The organism is Gammaproteobacteria bacterium (assembly GCA_016199745.1).
GTDB lineage: Bacteria > Pseudomonadota > Gammaproteobacteria > Acidiferrobacterales > Sulfurifustaceae > JACQFZ01.
In genome coordinates, this window is record JACQFZ010000031.1 from 19,114 (window position 1) to 37,439 (window position 18,326).

An 18,326-nucleotide genomic window follows, 5' to 3' on the forward strand; every position below is an offset into this window, starting at 1 on the left:
GCAGGTTTATTGCCACTGCACCAAATCCCTAACGTCGCTCCACAACAGTAGCAGCCGCTACAAAGCCACCGTGTCTCAAAAAATCGCCCACGCACTCCGCCGCCCGTGCCGATAGCAACATGCCGCTGTGCGCGACGTGCAGCGTAATTTCATCGGCGGCGCCGGGAAGATGCATTTCGTCGAACGTCAGCACGCCATCGTTCGGCCGGCGCAAATCGGGAAATAACACGCGTCCGAATCCCGCCGACATATCGCCCTTAATCACACCGACGCTCCGATCGCCGAGCTCGCCAATCGGCGGCTCGCCGTCGAGCAGACTGGCGATGCTGTGGCCGAGAATGCGCTTACCCCAACGCCGGCGCCACAATCGGCGAGCAATGCCACTACCGCTATGCGGCGCTGCCAACGTTACGATACGGCCGGGACGCGGCGGCGGACAATAACTGAGCATCGCACAGATGAGCACACCGCCGAGGCTGTGACCGACGTAATGCACGACATCGGCGTCAATCGCATCGCTGAATACGCGCAGTGCTGCGGCATTGTCGCGCAACGATTTACGTACCGTCGGATAAGAAAACAGATAGGTGCGAAAGCCGCGACGACGCAGTCGCCAAGCGATCAGCGCCATGCTCCAGCCACCGAGCCAAAGGCCGTTGACCAACACAACCGCCTCGGCGCGCGCCGCCGCGCTCATGCGGCCGGCCATTCTTTATATATGCGCTCGATCGCTACTCGATTGGTCCAGGAGGTGACCCTGGCTATGCCTTCGGCAAAATCGACCCAGACGTATTCGGTATGCTCTTTCGGCGCCAACATCGGCGGCACTTCGGCAGCAAGCTCAAAGGCAAACGCGCGCTCGACGTTTTCCGCAACACCGGGCGCGTAACGATGACGCCAGTGCGGCAGGATCGTGTAAGTCTGGGTCAGCTCGAGATCGCGCAACGTCGGCAGCATGGCCACAAAGCCGGTCTCTTCGCCGAGCTCGCGCGCCGCTGTCACCCGTGGATCGGTCTCGTGCCAATCCATCGCGCCGGTCACGGATTGCCAGAAATCCGGGTGATCGGCGCGCTTCATGAGCAACACTTTGCCGGTGCGCGCATAGATCACGATCAACACCGATTCCGGACGCTTATATGGCTTCACGCCATCTCCTTTGCTAAATGACCGAGTGCGAACAAACCTTGCTCGACACGATCGTTCCAACTCAGAGCGAATGTTAATCGGATAAAATTTTTGTATTTTTGCTTGGCTGAAAACAGCGCGCCCGGCGCGACACTGATACCACGATCCAGCGCGCGTTTATAGAGCTCGAGGCCGTTAACCTTCGCCGGCAACTCGAGCCACAAGACGATGCCGCCGGACGGTTGAGCGACGCGCGTACCTTCGGGAAAATAGCGCGCGATCGCCTGCACCATACGCTCGGCGTTTTGCGCATAAATCGGCCGGACGTTGCGCAGATGGCGCTCGTAACCGCCGTGCTCGAGAAATTCGGCAATCGCCATTTCCGACAGCGTCGCCGTCGCCTGTGTGTTGACGTACTTCAGATGTTCGATCTGCTCCTGAAAACGCCCGGGCACGGTCCAACCGACGCGCAATCCCGGCGAAATCGTCTTCGAGAACGACGAGCAGTAAAACACCAACCCCTTACGATCGAACGCCTTCGCCGCCTTCGGCCGCGGCGCGTTGAACGCGAGGTCGGCGTAGATATCGTCCTCGATCAACGGAATGCCGTGCTCCGCCAACAATCGCACCAACCGCCGCTTACTGTCGTCGGACATGCAAGCACCGAGCGGATTGCTGAAGCTCGGGCCAACGACGCAAGCACGCACACTGTAACGATCGAGCGCCAACTCCAACGCTTCGACGCTGATGCCATCGCGCGGATGCGTCGGAATCTCGAGCACTTTCATGCCGAGCGTTTCGATCAATTGCAGCGCGCCATAGTACGTCGGCGACTCGACGGCAATGACATCGCCCGGACGCGCAACCGCACGTAGACAAAGATTCAACGCTTCCTGGCAACCGCTGGTGATGACGATTTCGTCTGGTGAAATTTCGCAGCCGGTCTCGACCATGCGCCGGGCAATCTGCTGGCGCAACGCCGGCAACCCCGGTGGAAAATCGTAACGATGCGCTACGCCTTGGTCGTCGCGCAAAATGGCGGTGGTAATGCGATTCAATTTACGCGTCGGCAGAAAGCCCGCTTGCGGTGAAGCAACGCCGAACTGAACGATGTCGGCGCTGCGCGTGTTCTTCAACACTTTCATCGCCAGCTCAGTAACGCTCACCGTCGTTGGCGAACCTTCGGGTCGCGACACCTCCGGTTCCGCCGGCGGTTGCCAACGCTGTTGCCGCACGTAATAGCCCGATTGCGGCCGTGCTTCGAGCACGCCTTCGTCTTCGAGTCGACGATAAGCTTCGATGACAGTGGCAACACTGACCTTGAGCTGATCACTCAGTTGCCGCACCGACGGTACGCGCTGGCCCGGACGATAAATTCCCTTATTTACTTGTTCGGCAATCCGCTGAGCGACGCGTTCGTATAGATTGCCGGTAATAGACTCGGTTCGTACGCGTGATTTCGTCTTCGATACCTGCACAGCTGCCCTCCCGTTTACCAGTACAGATAGCCTGTGCTGGAAACTGTTACGCCTCAATTTAACGTATTCTGAATCTGTACTGGTCGAAGTATCCGGGATAGGCTTCGTAGCGTCAATCAACGAGAAAAGAGAGAGAAAAGGAGTACTGCTATGACGACTGGACAACAACGAATCCGTGATACCCAGAAGCTGCGTGTGTGGCCGGTTCGGCCCAACGGGCCGGCGGCGCCGCAAACACTGACGCGCGCTATTAGCCGGTTCGTCCGCCAAAGCTTCAACAGCGTCGCCACTTATTTGCAACGGCAAAGCGTCTATGAAGAGCTCGCTACTCTAAGCGATCGCGAGCTGCGCGACATCGGCATCTCGCCGGCCGACTTCAACGCCATTGCCAACGGCACCATTGCCGACGACATCAGCCGCCGGCCGCGGTATTGGCGAGCGCCGGAAGAAGCGCGCTTGGTGCTAGAAGCGCGTAATTACGCGCAGCAAGCGGAGCGTAAACCGTGGATGCGGGTGACCGCGAACCACTCGTAATATGGGTCCATTAACGCAACAACGTCAGACAACAACGCCGGGGCAAAATGCCCCGGCCCAAGGACCGGTGTGTTGGCTGAACGGCGACATTATGCCGCTGGCCGACGCGAAAATTCCCGTGCTCGATCACGGTCTGTTGTACGGTGATGGCGTATTCGAGGGTATTCGTTTTTATCATGGCCGGGCGTTTCGCCTGGACATTCATTTGGCGCGGCTGGCGGCATCGGCCGCCGCTATTCGTTTGACGTTGCCGTACGACCTCGCGGCGTTCACGCAGGCGGTACAAACAACGATCGCCGCTTTCGGCCGTGCCGACGGTTATTTGCGCCTAGTTGTCACCCGCGGTGTCGGCAAGCTCGGCATCGATCCGAGCTCGTGCGCTCGGCCTAACGTGTTCATCGTCGCCGACGACATCTCCGTCGTTCCGGAGCGCGTTCGCGAACAAGGCGCACGCGTCATCATCGCCGCTACCCGGCGCTTACCGGCCGACGGCCTCGATCCACGCGTCAAATCACTTAACTACCTCAACCATGTGCTCGCGCGCCTGGAAGCGGTGAATGCCGCCGCCGACGAGGCGATCTTGCTGAACGCCGCCGGTCGCGTAACCGAAGGCTCGGTCGACAACGTCTTCATCGTCCGCGCCGGCGAGCTGCTGACACCGCCGGTGAGCGACGGTGCACTCGACGGCGTGACCCGCGATGCTGTGCTCAAACTTGCACCAAGTCTTGGGCTGCCGGCGCGCGCCACGTCGCTCACGCCGTACGATCTCTACACCGCCGACGAATGTTTTCTTACCGGTACGGCCGCCGAATTGATACCGGTGCGCGAAATCGACGCACGACCGTTGCGGGCATGCCCGGGACCGGTGTACGAGCAAATCGGCGCCGCTTTCAAAAAATTGGTCGAGCAGGAAACCGCCTAACCGAACCCCAAGAACCAGCGCGTCGGCTCGCGGCACTAATGTTATAGTCAGCGCGCTCACCAACTAATTAAAAGGATTTTGCCCATGCCACTTCATCGTTCCTGGATTGGTACCGTTGCCGTAGTGACACTACTGGTCGCTGCCTGCCAAACGACACCGACGACGACCACAACGAGCGCACTCACCGCGCCAATTGCGGCGGCTGATAGCGTCGCCTCAATCGATGGCACCACGATCAAATACGACGTCGCCGGCCAGGGTGACACGGCGCTGGTATTCGTGCACTGCTGGACCTGCAATCGTAGTTTCTGGGATGCGCAGGTGCCGTACTTCGCGCCGAACTATAAAGTCGTGCGCGTCGATCTCGCCGGTCACGGCGAATCCGGCAAACAACGCAAGACCTACAGCATTCCAGCCTTCGGCGCCGACGTCGCCGCCGTCGTCGATAAGCTCGATCTCAAGCACGTGATCCTGGTTGGTCACTCCATGGGCGGGCCGGTGGCGTTGGAAGCCGCCAAGCGACTCGGCGATCGAGTGATCGGCGTGGTCGGTATCGATACGTTCTATACGGCTTTTAGCTTTCCTAAGGAAAAGCAGGCGTCGAACGAAATGGCGGCTAAATTTATTCAGCCGCTGGAAGAAAATTTCCCCGCCAACGCCGACAAACTCATGCGCTCGATCTTCGCGCCGGGCGCCGATCCGGCATTGGTCGATCGCATCGCCAAAAATGCCGGCGCGGCCGACAAAGCCGTAGCGCTGAGTGCCATGCGCAAGATGTTCGACTGGTACGTACAGGACGCCAACATGGCGTTCCTAAACATCGACGGCCGCCTGCGCAATATTAACGGCGATCCCAAGGGCGAGAACAAGCCGTTGCATGAGAGCGTGGTGTTGATTGCCGGCGCCGGCCACTTCCCAGCGCAGGAAAAGCCGACAGCGTTCAATCAGACGCTCGGGCAAATTGCTCGACAGTTGGTCGACAACGCTAAAAAATAACTGGCGCCAACGGCGCCCGCCGCCCGGCGGGCGCCGCATCCAACGGCTGGCTCGGTTGCGTATAGACTGACGCAACCACCCACTCGGAGGGATCGCGCCGATGACGCAATTCGAACTGCTCACCCGCTGGCTCGTCCCTGCCCCGATCAATGTCGTCTGGGACGCGCTGCACGACGTCGGTAAATGGCCGAGCTGGTGGCGTTATGTTAAGCAAGTACAACAAATTGAAGCCGGCGATACCGACGGCATCGGTTCGATTCAACGTTTCGTTTGGGCAACGCGTCTGCCGTATCGCGTTAGCTTTGACATGCGCACTACCCAGCTACAACGACCGTTCTTGATCGAAGGCCATGCCAACGGTGATCTCGACGGAACCGGGCGCTGGCAACTGCGCACGGTAGAAGGCAGCACGCTAGTGCGCTACGAATGGCGGGTGAAGGCGGATAAAGCGTGGATGAAGGCATTGGCGCCGTTGCTGCGACCGCTCTACGTTTGGAACCACAATGGCGTAATGGCGGCGGGCGAGGAAGGTTTGCGGAATTATCTTCGAAGTCGTCGTGCTAGCGGCGCACGCTAACAACGCCCGATCAGCGCGCGCTCGCACCATACTTGCTTAGCGCCGATGGCGTAGCACAACCCGTAAACCAGACAGATCAACGAACTCCATAGCAAGAACGGGTCGGCATCATCCGCTGTCGCGAACCATGCCGGAATAATCGCCAAGCCGCGCAACAGATAGATAAACGCGATGCCGACCAACGCCGTTCGGAGCAACGGTAACCGACGAATCAAACCGGCGCCGGAAAAAGCGTACAACGCCCAAACGAATAACAAGAGGGCGATCGCAAAGGTAACGATATTAGGAATCGCCGAGCCTTCCTCGGCAAGCGCAATCAACTGCTCGCCGGCACCGAAGAAGCGATACCAAGCGGGACCGCCGACGATGATGCCGATATGGAGCAGGCTGCCGATCAGGCTCAACACGCCGCCGATCACAAGAAATGGATTGCGCTTTTTTTGGCTCACGCGTTACTCCCTTCCTTAATTCGCGGCTGGCAGTGTAGCGCAAACTCACGAAGCCGCGGTCACCGTCAATTTTTCGATCGACGTTTTCGGTAGATGCCGGCGGATGAAATCGGCCAGCGCCAACACATCGCGTTTGCGCGAAAAGCGTTCGCGGCAAACGAGCACGATCGTACGGCCGGCCTCTTTACCGCCGAGCCGACGATAACGCACCAATCCCTTGAGACGTTCATCCTGGTTCACCGCCAGCATCGGCATGAGCGTATAGCCGGCGCCAGACGCGACCAAATGGCGCAGCGTTTCCAAGCTAGTCGCATGGAATTCCTTAATATGTCCGCGACTATTTGCCGGACAAAACGCGAGTGTTTCATCGCGTAAACAATGACCATCCTCAAGCAGAACCATATCGGCAGCGCGCAGGTCGTGCACGGTCAGCGGGTTCTTGCCGGCCAATGGATGATTCTTCGGTGCGGTTAACAGAAACGGCTCTTTGAACAACGGGATGACCGTCAGCCCGTCTTCGTCGAACGTGCGCGCCGCCAGCATGGCATCGAGGTTGCCGGCGCGCAGCTGCGCCAGTAGCCCATCAGTCAGCCCCTCCTTCAAAATTAGCTCCAACTGCGGAAACGCCTGGCGCAATGGGCTAAGCAGGTACGGCATAAGATACGGCCCGAGCGTGGCAATGGCACCGAGCCGAAGCGGACCGGCCAACGGCTCGGTCGTCGTCTTAGCGAGACTGAAAATCTTCTCCGCTTCTTCAAGCACGATGCGCGCCTGTTGCACGATCGCATGGCCGACATCGCTGACGGCGACGCTGCGATTGCTGCGCTCGAAGATCGTCACGCCGAGCAGCTCCTCGATCTTCTTGATCTGACTGCTCAGCGCCGGCTGGCTGACGTAACAAGCTTTGGCCGCTTTACCAAAGTGACCGTGCTGCGCTACCGCAACGACGTAGGTTAAATCCCGTAAATTGAGTCCGGCGATATTCATAAGCAGTTCCTATCAATCTTATAGCTTTAATCACTTGGATTAATCAAGCGCCGTAGCCCATGATTCAGGCGTCAATGCTAATCAACCTCAGTCAGTAAGGAGCTTATCGATGTCACGTATTCTTGGAGTTGGAGCGAAGTTTCCCGAGTTCTCGGTGCCGGCCTGCGTCTCGATCGAGAGCGGCAAGGAATTCAAAACCATCGGCAGTGCCGATCTCGCCGGCAAGTGGGCGGTCGTGTTCTTCTGGCCGCTGGATTTCACTTTCGTTTGCCCGACCGAAATCGCCGAATTCAACAAAGAACTGAAGGCATTCCGCGAACGCGATACCGAAGTTTATGGCGTCAGTACCGATAGCCAATACGTCCATTTGGCATGGCGGCAACACCATCCGGACCTGAAGTCGCTGGGCTACCCGATGTTGGCCGACAACAAAAAGGAATTGAGCGAGGCGCTCGGCGTGCTGCACCCGACCGACAAGATCCCGTTGCGTGCGACCTACATCGTCGATCCGGACGGCGTGATCCGCTGGGTTAGCGTCAACGATCTGAGTGTCGGCCGCAACGTTAAAGAAGTATTGCGCACGCTGGATGCGCTACAGACCGACGAGCTGTGCCCGTGCAATTGGCAGAAAGGGCAAGACACGTTGAAGGTCGCTTAATAAAAATTCTTTTCTTCCAACTTCCCCTCCCCCTCAGGGGGAGGGGAAAGGGTGGGGGTGGGTTCAAACGGAGCGAAAATGGAAACGGCCACGCAAAGTTACGACTTAGACACGGTGCTACCCGCATCGCAAACCACGATCGCGCGCGATCTAAAGCTGAACCTTAAACGCCTCCTCGAAGAAGGCGCGTTGACACGCGAAGAGGTGTTGCTGGCACTGCTCGCCACCGCCAGCTCGGTACAAGACGCGTTGCTCATCGGCTTCGCCCGCGAGCAATTGCGGCAACTCGAACTGACGCCGGAGCAGATACAGGAAGCGGCCGAAAGCGCCGCCATCATGGCGATGCTCAACACGTACTACCGCTTCCGCCATATGCTCGGCAAGGACGACGACTACCGCACCGCCGGCCTGCGCATGACGTCGTTGTCGAAGCCGGTACTCGGCAAGGAACGTTTTGAAATGCTGGCATTCGCCGTATCGGTGTTGAACGGCTGCGAAAATTGCATCCGCTCGCACGAGCAAGTGTTGCGCAACGCCGGCGTCAGCGCCGACAAAATTCACGACCTGGCGCGCTTAGCGGCGACCGTGAAGGGCCTCGGCACATTAGCCGGCTAATCGAGTGATCTCCCGAGTGGGAAGGAGGCAGTAATGGATATCAACATCGGCATCAATGAAAACGACCGTCGCCAAATCGCCGACGGCCTCGGTAAGTTACTGGCGGATACGTACACGCTTTACTTGAAGACGCACAACTTTCACTGGAACGTGACCGGTCCGATGTTCGAAACATTGCACCTCATGTTCGAAAAGCAGTACACCGAGTTGGCACTGGCGGTGGATCAAATCGCCGAACGCATTCGCGCTCTCGGCTTCCCGGCGCCCGGGACCTACGGTGAGTTCGCGCGGCTAAGCTCAATCAAGGAAGAAACCGGCGTACCGAACGCGGACACGATGATTCGCAAGTTGGTCGAAGGCCAAGAGGCGGTAGTGCGGACCGCGCGCTCGCTGTTCCCGGCGGTAGATCGAGTCAGCGATGAACCGACGGCGGATTTGTTGACGCAGCGCATGCAAGTGCACGAAAAAACGGCGTGGATGTTGCGCAGTTTATTAGGATAACGAAGGTCCCCGCTCCCGTGCGGGAGCGGGGAATTTGTTAATTGCTGTTGCGCCGATATTCGCCTGGCGTCACTCCTAACACCCGCTTGAACGCTTTATTGAACGCACCCTCGGAGTCATAACCCACCGCGTTCGCTACGCGGGCGAGTTTCATATCGCTCTCGTGCAACAACCGCCCCGCTTTATACATACGCCAACGCGTTAAGTATTCGATCGGTGCTTCGCCGACCCATTGCTTGAAGCGCAAGGCGAACGCCGAGCGCGACATGCCGACGGCGGCAGCCAGCGACTCCATGGTCCACGGCTGCTCGGTTTGTTCGTGCAACAGCCGCAGCGCCGCACCGATGTGGTGATCGGCCAAGGCGCCGAGCCAACCGCTATCCTCACGCTCATCGGACTCGACATACGCTCGAATCGCTTGCACGAACAGAATATCCGCCAAGCGGTTGATCACCAGCTTCGATCCGAGTGTCGGTGCCCGCGCCTCTATTTCTAAAAATTGCAGCGTCGTTGCCAAGGCGCGCGTACGGCGCTCGCTCGCGCGGATGTGAATCAACGGCGGCAGCAAGCTCGTCACCGATTTGCTGCTTGGGCCTTCCAGAATAAAACGGCCACCGATAATTACCGTCGGCGCACCACCGCCGCCGCAGCGAACTACCTCGCCGGTGTTCTGCCGTAGCACGTCGCCAAAGCGACGGGTGCGTGTACGCGGTTGATCGCGCAAAGTGAAAGCGTTACCGCGCGTCAACAAATAGCAATCGCCTTGCACCAACTGCACCGGCTGCGCCACACCATCCACCGCCAGCCAACAACTTCCCTGCAATACCAAACCAAACTTCGCATGCTGAAACGCAATGAAACTCAAGCCCCAAGGCGCGCTCGCTTCGACACGCGCGTAGCCAGCGGACTCGACGCGCAAAGCGGTAAAGAGATCGGTCAGTGGATCCATGCACGTTTCAGCTCTGTGGACGGATAGACCATAAACATGGACGGTGCGTCATTGTGTGTGCTCGCGCTTATTTCTATTGTCGTTGGCGTGCGCGACAACGGCTTTCAGTGAGCGTGCCGCGGAGCAAATTAAATTGCAACTCAAAAAAGGATAAACCATGAATCTCAAGCTCAAGGGCAAGAAGGCAATCGTCACCGGCGCGACCCGCGGCATCGGCCGCGCCATTGCCGAAACACTGGCGGCCGAAGGCGCGAGCGTCGGCATCTGCGCGCGCGATCCGAATCAAGTCGGCGAAACGGTGGCCGCGCTGAAACGCACAGGTGTTGACGCCGTCGGCGGCGTTATCGACGTCGCCGACGGTGCCGCACTGACGGGCTGGATCACCAGCGCCGGCGAGGCGCTCGGTGGTATCGACATCCTGGTGGCCAACGCCACCGCGTTCGGGGTATTGAATAGCGAACAAGATTGGCAGGGCAGCATCGACGTCGATCTCATGGGCACGGTACGGTCGGTCGAGGCGGCGACACCGTTCCTCGAACGTGCCGCCAGCGCATCGGGCGATGCCGCGATCGTGATCATTTCCTCGGCGGCGGCCAGCTATGCCGAACATGAGTCGGCCTATGGCGCGTTGAAGGCGGCGCTGGTTCATTACGCTAAAGGCGTCGCCCGCCGCCAAGCGGCAAAACATATCCGCGCCAACGTGATTTCACCGGGGACGATTTACTTCAAAGAAGGTTTTTGGCACAACGTCGAGCGTTATATGCCGGACATGTACGCGAAATACTTCGCGCAGAATCCGACCGGACGCATGGGCACGGCGCAAGAGATCGCCGATGCTGCCGTATTCTTGGCGAGCCCGGCATCGTCGTTTACGACCGGCGCTAACTTAGTGGTCGACGGGGCGTTTACTGGGCGGGTAAATTTTTAATCGGTAAAAGTTCCCAATAGATCTGTTGTATTCGGCATGTGGCATTACTGGCGACTACCAGCAACTCGCCGTACCACATTGCCGACCGCATCGCAGCGCCAGTGCGCCGGTTCGCGCGGATCTATCTTGATACCACCGACCCAGCACTGCACCGGATTGAGCGCGAGCCAATCGGCGCGATGATGCAAGAGATCTTGTGCCAGCGGCGTCAATTCCACTTGCCAATTTTTCGGCCCGTCGCCCTGCTCGTCGATGATCAACGCCGGCTGCGGTGCTTTGGCCAAACCGGAAATCACTCGCCAGTAACTCGTATCGCCCATGAACGGCAGTGGCTCATAGTGATTGCAGTACCAACCGAACAAGCGGGCGGCGTTCATCGCGCCCTTGTCGGCCACTATTTGCAGCGTCAATTGTTCGGTCAAGTTCAAACCGTTTTCAACCGAGGGCAATTGCCGAAGATGACGAACGAGCGCCTTGGCCATGGTCGGTAGTGCCGGCGTGCCGGTGTTGATCAGCGCCGCCAACAGCTCCGGCGTCGGCGATGTGATGGCGTCCCAGGCGCGGCGTCCCAACTCGAACTGGGCATCGGTGACGTCGGTGAACTGATCCCAAAGCACGCGCAGGGCTTCCGGCGGCAGCTGACCGATACCGTTGAATATTCTGACGCCGGGAAAATGCGTAACGCTGATAAGCCGCAGCCGCGGCGGCCGGCGATCGATCTCGCTGAAATAATCGAGCAGCCGCGCGAGGATGAGTTGATCGTACGAGTCGTGCTCGAACCACAAGTTCACAAACGAATACTCCTTCGCCCGATCGAGTACGGTGAAGTCGGCATTAATACGATCGAAGAAATACTCCGCGGACTCGCTGGCGAATTCCGCCAAATACTGCGATCGAACGCGCACGAATACCTCGCGCGATTCCGTCTTCGGTACCGGTCCTTCGATATAGGGATCCGGAAAAGCGAGAAAGTCGCCGGAGAACCCGCCGATCGCCAGCGCGTGCGTGATATCGCTGCCGCAACGAATGTGGAGCGTGCGCTCGTCATCGAGCGAGGTTGGCGTACCGGTTGCTACCGCCGCGCGCGCGATCTGCGTTTGTTCGATGTGCGCCTTGAATCCGGTCCATTGGCTGAAACCATGCTCGCGGGCGATGACGAGCTGCGCGTCGCTCAATCGAGCACGCTCGGCGTTGGCTTGCGCTCCTAATACGCCGGCGGCGCGTACCAGCGCCGGCGGATCGCCGGCATGCAGCTGGCGCAGCAATTCCTTAGCGCGTTTCTTCTGTTGCTCGAGCGAAAGATGATCCAACCGCCGCGGATCGTCCGCGGCAAATTCATAGAAAAACTGGGATAACGACGTGCGCTGCTCGCGCAGCGCGGCAAGATTGAACAACATACGACCTCCTTGAGGATCCCGAGCCCGCTCTTCAGGATGCAAGGAAATCGTTCGATTGCAGCGACGTTTGTTGGGCGCAGCCCTTCCCGCGGGCGGGACGCTGACAAACCAGCGTGGCGTACAGAATAAACCGGGCCGCACCCACAAGGCAATCGTTGCGGTTTGCGCTCAACCGATGGCGGCGCTCCCCTTAGTCTTCTGCGGACATTAAGTTGAATCCTTTTGCCACGGTACTTCGTATGTTCGGTTGTCACTCACTGAAACCCAACCTGGAGGATTTATGTCTATCGTTACTCGCTCTACCGTTGTTGCCCTGGCCATGGGACTTACGTTGCTCGCACCGATACTGGCGACAGCTTCCAGCGGCGAAGGAAAATATGACGCGCAGCCGTCCGACCCGGATTACGCCAATGCCTTGAAAGCGATCCAAGTCAAAGATTGGGACAAGGCCGTAACGCTGCTCAATACCGCCGTCGCCAAAGACGAAAAGAATGCCGACATCCACAACCTGCTCGGGTATAGCGAACGCAACCGTAAAAATATGGATGCCGCCTTCAAACACTACGATCGCGCATTGGCGCTTAATCCCAAACACCGCGGCGCGCACGAATACGTCGGCGAAGCCTATTTAATGGTTGGCAACGTGGCAAAGGCGGAGGAGCAACTGGCGGCGCTGGATAAACTTTGCTTCTTTCCATGCAACGAATATTCCGAGCTGAAAGAAAAGATTGCGGAGTACAAGAACAGGCCGTAATTGTTGCGCCCACCTTGACCTCTCCCCGTTCGGCGGGGAGAGACTTTCCCACCTCCACCGCGTCGCAAAACCGTCACCTAGACCTCGGAATGGAAGCATTCGCAGTAATCGGCTTGACCGCCCATAGATTCGGGTTAGTTGTTATTAATTAAGGAGCGATGCGCGTGCACCCAGACATATATATGGCGTTACGCCCGCAACTGCGCGCGGCTGTGCTGAGCTGGTTCAGCCTCGGCGCGTCGGCACTTGCTATGTTTGCTTACGCCCTGCCGACATTGCTCGATATGCTCGGATTCTCCACCCAAGCTACGTCGCTGTCATCGACGTTGCCGCTACTCAAACCTTCGCGTATCGACAAGAACGCCGCCTTCATCAGTTCCGGCGCACTACTCGCCGTGGCGACATGGCTGGTCTGGTGCGCCCGCCGACCACGGGCGCTGGATCCGGCACTAGCCCGTCGTTGCCGGCGAATTCGTTTTTGGAACCGGCGAGCGCTGCGCGCTTCCGCTGGTTTTTGGTTTGCGGCAGTCCTGATCGCCTACATCGGCTTGTCGATTTACATCGGTTGCGGGTTTTACGGATAACTCGGCGTTGCCGATGCCGGTTGTCGTGCCGCCGATTTCGCGGTCAACCGACGGCGCCAGTTTGGATCGGTGGCTTTGATGTTGACCGAAAAACGATCGCCGACCGCTCCGTTCTCTATCGGCTTCACTTCCACCGGCACATCGGCTCTAGGATAAAACACGATGGTGCCGTCCTTGCGCTCGAACGGCATGACCTGTCGCAGGTCTTCCCAATTCTTGGCCGCCATTATCTGCTCGCGTGCACTAGTGACCGCCTCCTGCCCTTTCTTGGCGGTAACCGCCTCGGCGATCGCCGGTTCTTTCTCGACCGCTTCGGCCGCCGCCGCCTTGGCGACGCCGAGATCGAACTGAAAACCTTCGGCGCTGACTTTTAAAGCCGTGAGATTGGGCGCAAACAGTGCCGCCAACATCAAAATGATCGGCGGGAACAACATCGCCGTAATCTGCGGGGCGGTCGCGCCTTGAATGCGCTTGAACACGAAGAACAGCAGCATACCTGCGCCGACCGCAAATACCGCCCAGCTCATTACCAGAAAGTTCATTCCCTTCCTCCTTGTGTTGTCGGCGTTAGCATCGCCCGGTAACGGCGCCGGAAGCAATAGTCGGTAAGTATGTTTGCGAGGACGTCTATATGGCCGGTCTAACGGGCGCCTCGGCGAGATATCACCTTTGCCTCGAGGCGACGGCCATGCAATGCTCGACGGTGCTATGCGTCGCGCTGACCGCCTGTTTCAAATCGTGACCTACCTCCGTGGCCGGCGGTTGGCGACGGCACGGCAATTGGCCGAATGGCTGGAGGTGTCCGAACGTACGATCTATCGCGACATCCAGGACTTATCGCTCTCGGGGGTACCGATCTTGGGTGAAGCCGGCGTCGGTTATACGCTGAAGCGTGGCTTCGATATGCCGCCGCTGATGTTTACCCATCCGGAAATCGAAGCGCTGGTGTTCGGCGCGCGCATGGTCGAAGCCTGGGTCGGTGGTGCGCTCGGCGATTCAGCGCGCGATGCATTGGCACGCATCGCCGCCGCGCTACCAGCGACAATGCAGCGAACGCTCGAGCATACACCGCTGTTCGTCCCCGATTTCCACTTCGACCCAAGCACATTGCAACGGCTCGACGAGCTCCGCCGCGCCATTGCCGATCAGCGCCTGCTGCGTATGGACTACCTCGACGTCGAACAAAAAACCAGTACCCGTAAAATACGGCCGCTCGGCCTGTGTTACTGGGGCAAGGTGTGGTCGCTGATCGCCTGGTGCGAGTTACGTAATGACTTCCGCAACTTTCGCATCGATCGCATTCAGAACCTCCAGGCCGAAGATCAACGCTTTGCGCCGGAAGTGGGCAAACGCTTGAACGATTTTTTTGAAACCGTCGGCACACCGCAATACGCCCAACCTTAGGTCGCCACTTCCTTCGGCAACTTTACGCGCTCGTCGCGCTTCATGCTCGACACCACCACCCCACTCAGTACTAACACCGCACCGATAAGCTGCAACAGCGTTAACGCCTCGTCGAGCAACCAATGCGCGAACACTAAAGCAGCGATCGGGCCGACAGCACCGACGATTGACGTACGCGCGGCGCCCAACCGCCGAATTCCAGCGGTCATAAAAAACACCGGCAATACTGTCGAGAACAACGCCATCGTCGCCAGCACTCCGTACACGTACGCATCGACATGCATCAGCACGGCGACGTCATGCGCCACAGCAAAATGCGCCAATGTTGCACCGCAAGCGGCGATCATTGCGTACGCGGTATAACGCAACGAACCAAGGCGCACGATCAATCGGCCACTGCGTACCATAAATACGGCGAAGGTAGCCGCGCTGGCTAATACCAATGCCGTTCCTAGCAGGAGATGACGGCTCGCGAGCGTCACTTCACCGCCGACGGCAACACCGATGCCGGCATAGCTCAGCACCAACGCACCGACATCGGCACCCCGTATCGGCCGGCGCTCGAGCAGCGCCGATAACAGCACCACCATGGTCGGATAGAGATACAACACCAACCGCTCCAAGCTTGCCGACAAATACCGCAAGCCCCAAAAATCGAGGAATGAAGCAACGTAGTAACCGAGCATGCCAAGCACGATGACTCGAATCCATTCGCCGCCGGTCAACGTCATCGCCCGCTGCCCACGGCCGACATACCAAGCGATCACCACGAACAGCGGCAATGAGAACAACATGCGCAGGCTGATGACGGTAATGGCATCGATCGCCGGATCGTGCGCATAAATCAGCTTGGCCAATATACCCTTGGCCGAGAAACCGACGGCCGCAAACGCTGCCAGCGCTACGCCCAGGGTAATGTCACGCGAAGTTGTTCGATGTCGGTCAGGTGATGTCACGGAATCCTCCGGTTTTGTAGGCGGATCCCGAACATCGGCAACACAGTGCACCGCGCGAGATCCGCGGTTGCTCTGGTTGATGGTTGAAAAACTAAATCAGCACAGACAGCCGCGGCCGAAGAATTTTCAGCCACAGCCACGAGGAATTAATAAATGCGGAATAATCGGGCAACATGACCGCACTGTGCCCGGCGCCATTGAGGGTGTCAAGCATTTCGCCGCTCGGTTCGTTACAACTGCATTGCCTTTAGTCGTACTCGCCTTGATAGCACCAACAACGGCTTCATCGCAACCAGCGGCCATGAATATGCAAGTTCTCGGCGCACTTACGTAAAGCGCATTCCCTCCCCCGCCCTAGCGGGGAGGGTTAGGGTGGGGGGTGAGTGAAATGGGCTTTTGCCGTTGTAGTTGTAGTTGCGGTTGCCGTTGCCGTTGCTGTTAATCCCCGTGTGGCGCATTCCGAGCATCGGAGCTTTTGGCCTCGAGCGCGCAGGAGGCGCGCGTCTGGCTCAACACAGGGATGTGTTGTGCCAGACATAGTTAGCCGCCAAAAGTGAGAAGCGCAGGAAGGTTTTGCGCCACCCCGGGGGGTGCTTTCTTTTGGTTCCTTTTCTTTGCACAAGCAAAGAAAAGTCACCCTGGGCTGCGGGGCGGAGCATCCCGCTGATTGGAATTTATTACATCGACCAGCATCGCCCCTACGGGGCGATTCATCTACGACGCCGGCTTGTCCCCCACCGGCAACCGCGTCCGAATATGCAACTCACGCAACTGCACATCGTCGACCACACTCGGCGCCGACGTCATCAAGCATGACGCCTTCTGCGTCTTCGGGAACGCAATCACATCGCGAATCGATTCGACGCCCGCCATCAGCGCAACGATGCGATCGATACCGAAAGCGATACCGCCATGCGGCGGCGCGCCGAACTTGAGCGCCTCGAGCAAGAAGCCGAACTTGGCATGCGCCTCTTCCGAGCCGATACCGAGCGCGGCGAACACGCGCTCTTGCAGATCGGTGCGGTGAATACGAATAGACCCGCCACCGATCTCCGAACCGTTCAGCACCATGTCATAAGCACGCGCGATCATGGCACCGGGATTTTGCTCGAGCAGCGCTTCGTCGTCAGCCTTCGGCGCGGTGAATGGATGGTGCAACGCCACCCAGCGCTTGGCATCGGCGTCGTACTCGAACATCGGGAAATCGACGACCCACAACGGCCGCCAACCGGCCTCGACCAGGCCGAGATCTTGACCGAGCTTCAAGCGCAACGCGCCGAGCGCATCGTTCACCACCTTGGCGGTATCGGCGCCGAAGAAAATAAGATCGCCGTTGGCGGCGGCGGTGCGCTGCAGAATACCGGCGACGGCGTCATCCGACAGAAACTTGATGATCGGCGATTGCAGACCATCGCGACCCTTGGCAATTTCGTTGACCTTGATATACGCCAACCCCTTCGCGCCGTATTGAGCGACGAAGGCGGTATAGCCGTCGATCTGACTACGCGGCAACTCGCCGCCTTTCGGTAGGCGCAACGCCGCCACGCGACCGGTCGGTGAATTCGCCGGACCGGCAAAGACTTTGAAGTCACAACCTTTGACGAGATCGGCGACGTCGACCAGCTCCAATGGAATGCGCAGGTCGGGCTTGTCGGAAGCAAAGCGCCGCATCGCCTCGGCATACGGCAACCGCAGAAACGGCTTCGGTAACTCGACGCCCAATGCACTCTTGAAGAGCTGTCGAATCATCTCTTCCATCAACTCAGTCACGCCCTGCTCGTCGAGGAACGACGTCTCGATATCGAGCTGGGTGAATTCCGGCTGGCGATCGGCGCGCAAGTCTTCATCGCGGAAGCAACGCGCGAACTGATAGTAACGCTCGAAGCCGGCCATCATCAGAATCTGTTTGAACAATTGCGGCGACTGCGGCAACGCGAAGAAATGGCCGGGATGCGTGCGCGACGGTACCAAATAGTCGCGCGCGCCTTCGGGCGTGGACTTGGTGAGCATCGGCGTTTCCATTTCCGTGAAGTCGCGCGCTTCCAGATACTGGCGCAACGTGCGCACAACCTTGGCGCGCAGCAGCAAGTTCTTTTGCATGAACTCGCGCCGCAGATCGAGGTAGCGATAACGCAACCGCACTTGCTCGCCGACATCGGTTTCATCGAGCTGGAACGGCAACGCCTCGGAGCGATTGAGGATCTCGATCGAGCTCACCGCCACTTCGATCTGACCGGTGCGCAAATTCGTATTTTCGGTGCCGGCCGGCCGCTTGCGCACCGTACCCACGACCCGCAATACGTACTCGCTACGCACGCCTTCGGCGCTGGCGAATACCGGCGCATTTTCGGGATTGAATACCGACTGGACCAAACCGGTACGATCACGTAGGTCGATAAAAATCACGCCACCGTGATCGCGACGACGATGGGTCCAACCACACAGAGCCACTTGTTGGCCGATGAGCGACTGGTCGATTTCTCCACAAAAATGAGTGCGCATGGGTAAATGT

General features: G+C 58.7%; 21 protein-coding genes. 11 read left to right on the plus strand and 10 right to left on the minus strand.

Going from position 1 to position 18,326, the window contains the following annotated elements; all coding sequences use genetic code 11:
* Nucleotides 1-28: 28 nt before the first annotated feature.
* From HY308_08420 to HY308_08430, 3 genes are read right to left on the minus strand one after another with little or no spacing between them, the layout of a single operon-like run.
* A complete protein-coding gene (locus tag HY308_08420) occupies nt 29-709 on the minus strand; it encodes an alpha/beta hydrolase (GenBank protein MBI3898307.1) in 681 nt (226 codons plus the stop codon).
* Nucleotides 694-1,146, minus strand: coding sequence for a dihydroneopterin triphosphate diphosphatase (gene nudB / locus HY308_08425; GenBank protein ID MBI3898308.1), 453 nt, complete (start codon nt 1,144-1,146; stop codon nt 694-696). Before nudB ends, HY308_08420 begins: the two co-directional genes overlap by 16 nt.
* A complete protein-coding gene (locus HY308_08430) occupies nt 1,143-2,561 on the minus strand; it encodes a PLP-dependent aminotransferase family protein (GenBank protein ID MBI3898309.1) in 1,419 nt (472 codons plus the stop codon). The genes nudB and HY308_08430 overlap by 4 nt, the downstream gene beginning before the upstream one ends.
* 192 nt (nt 2,562-2,753) lie before the next feature.
* Between HY308_08430 and HY308_08435 the strand changes: the two genes are divergently transcribed.
* The 4 genes from HY308_08435 to HY308_08450 all read left to right on the plus strand — a co-directional run bounded on the left by HY308_08435 (nt 2,754) and on the right by HY308_08450 (nt 5,632).
* Entirely contained in the window at nt 2,754-3,137 is a 384-nt protein-coding gene (locus HY308_08435; GenBank protein MBI3898310.1) for a DUF1127 domain-containing protein, read from the plus strand.
* 1 nt (nt 3,138) lies between these two features.
* Nucleotides 3,139-4,059, plus strand: coding sequence for a branched-chain-amino-acid transaminase (gene ilvE, locus HY308_08440; GenBank protein ID MBI3898311.1), 921 nt, complete (start codon nt 3,139-3,141; stop codon nt 4,057-4,059).
* Nucleotides 4,060-4,143: 84 nt separating this feature from the next.
* Nucleotides 4,144-5,055: an alpha/beta hydrolase gene (locus HY308_08445; protein MBI3898312.1), complete on the plus strand. Its 912-nt coding sequence runs from the start codon at nt 4,144-4,146 to the stop codon at nt 5,053-5,055.
* A gap of 100 nt (nt 5,056-5,155) precedes the next feature.
* On the plus strand, nt 5,156-5,632 hold the full coding sequence (locus HY308_08450; GenBank protein MBI3898313.1) for an SRPBCC family protein: 477 nt from the start codon (nt 5,156-5,158) through the stop codon (nt 5,630-5,632).
* Here HY308_08450 and HY308_08455 read toward each other — a convergent pair.
* Together HY308_08455 and HY308_08460 are read right to left on the minus strand one after the other, a co-directional pair.
* A complete protein-coding gene (locus HY308_08455) occupies nt 5,629-6,081 on the minus strand; it encodes a hypothetical protein (protein MBI3898314.1) in 453 nt (150 codons plus the stop codon). The genes HY308_08450 and HY308_08455 overlap by 4 nt on opposite strands.
* A 45-nt stretch (nt 6,082-6,126) precedes the next feature.
* Entirely contained in the window at nt 6,127-7,068 is a 942-nt protein-coding gene (locus HY308_08460; GenBank protein ID MBI3898315.1) for a LysR family transcriptional regulator, read from the minus strand.
* Nucleotides 7,069-7,186: 118 nt separating this feature from the next.
* On the opposite strand from HY308_08460, the gene HY308_08465 reads away from it, so the two are divergent.
* From HY308_08465 to HY308_08475, 3 genes are all read left to right on the plus strand, one after another.
* Nucleotides 7,187-7,726: a peroxiredoxin gene (locus tag HY308_08465; GenBank protein MBI3898316.1), complete on the plus strand. Its 540-nt coding sequence runs from the start codon at nt 7,187-7,189 to the stop codon at nt 7,724-7,726.
* Between the two features lie 78 nt (nt 7,727-7,804).
* Entirely contained in the window at nt 7,805-8,341 is a 537-nt protein-coding gene (locus HY308_08470; protein ID MBI3898317.1) for a carboxymuconolactone decarboxylase family protein, read from the plus strand.
* 33 nt (nt 8,342-8,374) lie between these two features.
* A complete protein-coding gene (locus HY308_08475) occupies nt 8,375-8,842 on the plus strand; it encodes a DNA starvation/stationary phase protection protein (GenBank protein MBI3898318.1) in 468 nt (155 codons plus the stop codon).
* A 37-nt stretch (nt 8,843-8,879) separates the two neighbouring features.
* Here the strand turns inward: HY308_08475 and HY308_08480 are convergent, their stop codons facing one another.
* Entirely contained in the window at nt 8,880-9,791 is a 912-nt protein-coding gene (locus tag HY308_08480; protein ID MBI3898319.1) for an AraC family transcriptional regulator, read from the minus strand.
* A gap of 157 nt (nt 9,792-9,948) precedes the next feature.
* Here HY308_08480 and HY308_08485 point away from each other — a divergent pair, with 157 nt between their 5' ends.
* Nucleotides 9,949-10,719: an SDR family oxidoreductase gene (locus HY308_08485; protein MBI3898320.1), complete on the plus strand. Its 771-nt coding sequence runs from the start codon at nt 9,949-9,951 to the stop codon at nt 10,717-10,719.
* A gap of 44 nt (nt 10,720-10,763) precedes the next feature.
* On the opposite strand, the gene HY308_08490 is transcribed toward HY308_08485, so the two are convergent.
* Nucleotides 10,764-12,116, minus strand: coding sequence for a DUF1835 domain-containing protein (locus HY308_08490; GenBank protein ID MBI3898321.1), 1,353 nt, complete (start codon nt 12,114-12,116; stop codon nt 10,764-10,766).
* A gap of 280 nt (nt 12,117-12,396) precedes the next feature.
* Here HY308_08490 and HY308_08495 point away from each other — a divergent pair, with 280 nt between their 5' ends.
* Together HY308_08495 and HY308_08500 are read left to right on the plus strand one after the other, a co-directional pair.
* Entirely contained in the window at nt 12,397-12,870 is a 474-nt protein-coding gene (locus tag HY308_08495) for a tetratricopeptide repeat protein (protein ID MBI3898322.1), read from the plus strand.
* A 164-nt stretch (nt 12,871-13,034) separates the two neighbouring features.
* Complete coding sequence (locus tag HY308_08500; GenBank protein MBI3898323.1) at nt 13,035-13,454, plus strand: hypothetical protein; 420 nt, start codon at nt 13,035-13,037, stop codon at nt 13,452-13,454.
* On the opposite strand, the gene HY308_08505 is transcribed toward HY308_08500, so the two are convergent.
* Nucleotides 13,445-13,996, minus strand: a complete 552-nt coding sequence (locus HY308_08505; protein MBI3898324.1) for a hypothetical protein — start codon at nt 13,994-13,996, stop codon at nt 13,445-13,447. The two genes, HY308_08500 and HY308_08505, sit on opposite strands and share 10 nt — an antisense overlap.
* A gap of 166 nt (nt 13,997-14,162) precedes the next feature.
* On the opposite strand from HY308_08505, the gene HY308_08510 reads away from it, so the two are divergent.
* The gene (locus HY308_08510) at nt 14,163-14,858 is read left to right on the plus strand and encodes a YafY family transcriptional regulator (GenBank protein MBI3898325.1); all 696 of its coding nucleotides are present in this window, start codon (nt 14,163-14,165) and stop codon (nt 14,856-14,858) included.
* On the opposite strand, the gene HY308_08515 is transcribed toward HY308_08510, so the two are convergent.
* Together HY308_08515 and aspS are read right to left on the minus strand one after the other, a co-directional pair.
* Complete coding sequence (locus HY308_08515) at nt 14,855-15,814, minus strand: DMT family transporter (protein ID MBI3898326.1); 960 nt, start codon at nt 15,812-15,814, stop codon at nt 14,855-14,857. The two genes, HY308_08510 and HY308_08515, sit on opposite strands and share 4 nt — an antisense overlap.
* Nucleotides 15,815-16,528: 714 nt before the next feature.
* The gene (gene aspS, locus HY308_08520; protein ID MBI3898327.1) at nt 16,529-18,316 is read right to left on the minus strand and encodes an aspartate--tRNA ligase; all 1,788 of its coding nucleotides are present in this window, start codon (nt 18,314-18,316) and stop codon (nt 16,529-16,531) included.
* Nucleotides 18,317-18,326: the final 10 nt, after the last annotated feature.

Coding starts and splice junctions, on each gene's coding strand:
- HY308_08420 (MBI3898307.1), bottom strand. CDS start 709: ATGGCCGGCCGCATGAGCGCGGCGGCGCGCGCCGAGGCGGTTGTGTTG.
- HY308_08435 (MBI3898310.1), top strand. CDS start 2,754: ATGACGACTGGACAACAACGAATCCGTGATACCCAGAAGCTGCGTGTG.
- ilvE (MBI3898311.1), top strand. CDS start 3,139: ATGGGTCCATTAACGCAACAACGTCAGACAACAACGCCGGGGCAAAAT.
- HY308_08445 (MBI3898312.1), top strand. CDS start 4,144: ATGCCACTTCATCGTTCCTGGATTGGTACCGTTGCCGTAGTGACACTA.
- HY308_08450 (MBI3898313.1), top strand. CDS start 5,156: ATGACGCAATTCGAACTGCTCACCCGCTGGCTCGTCCCTGCCCCGATC.
- HY308_08460 (MBI3898315.1), bottom strand. CDS start 7,068: ATGAATATCGCCGGACTCAATTTACGGGATTTAACCTACGTCGTTGCG.
- HY308_08470 (MBI3898317.1), top strand. CDS start 7,805: ATGGAAACGGCCACGCAAAGTTACGACTTAGACACGGTGCTACCCGCA.
- HY308_08475 (MBI3898318.1), top strand. CDS start 8,375: ATGGATATCAACATCGGCATCAATGAAAACGACCGTCGCCAAATCGCC.
- HY308_08480 (MBI3898319.1), bottom strand. CDS start 9,791: ATGGATCCACTGACCGATCTCTTTACCGCTTTGCGCGTCGAGTCCGCT.
- HY308_08485 (MBI3898320.1), top strand. CDS start 9,949: ATGAATCTCAAGCTCAAGGGCAAGAAGGCAATCGTCACCGGCGCGACC.
- HY308_08490 (MBI3898321.1), bottom strand. CDS start 12,116: ATGTTGTTCAATCTTGCCGCGCTGCGCGAGCAGCGCACGTCGTTATCC.
- HY308_08495 (MBI3898322.1), top strand. CDS start 12,397: ATGTCTATCGTTACTCGCTCTACCGTTGTTGCCCTGGCCATGGGACTT.
- HY308_08505 (MBI3898324.1), bottom strand. CDS start 13,996: ATGAACTTTCTGGTAATGAGCTGGGCGGTATTTGCGGTCGGCGCAGGT.
- HY308_08510 (MBI3898325.1), top strand. CDS start 14,163: ATGCGTCGCGCTGACCGCCTGTTTCAAATCGTGACCTACCTCCGTGGC.
- aspS (MBI3898327.1), bottom strand. CDS start 18,316: ATGCGCACTCATTTTTGTGGAGAAATCGACCAGTCGCTCATCGGCCAA.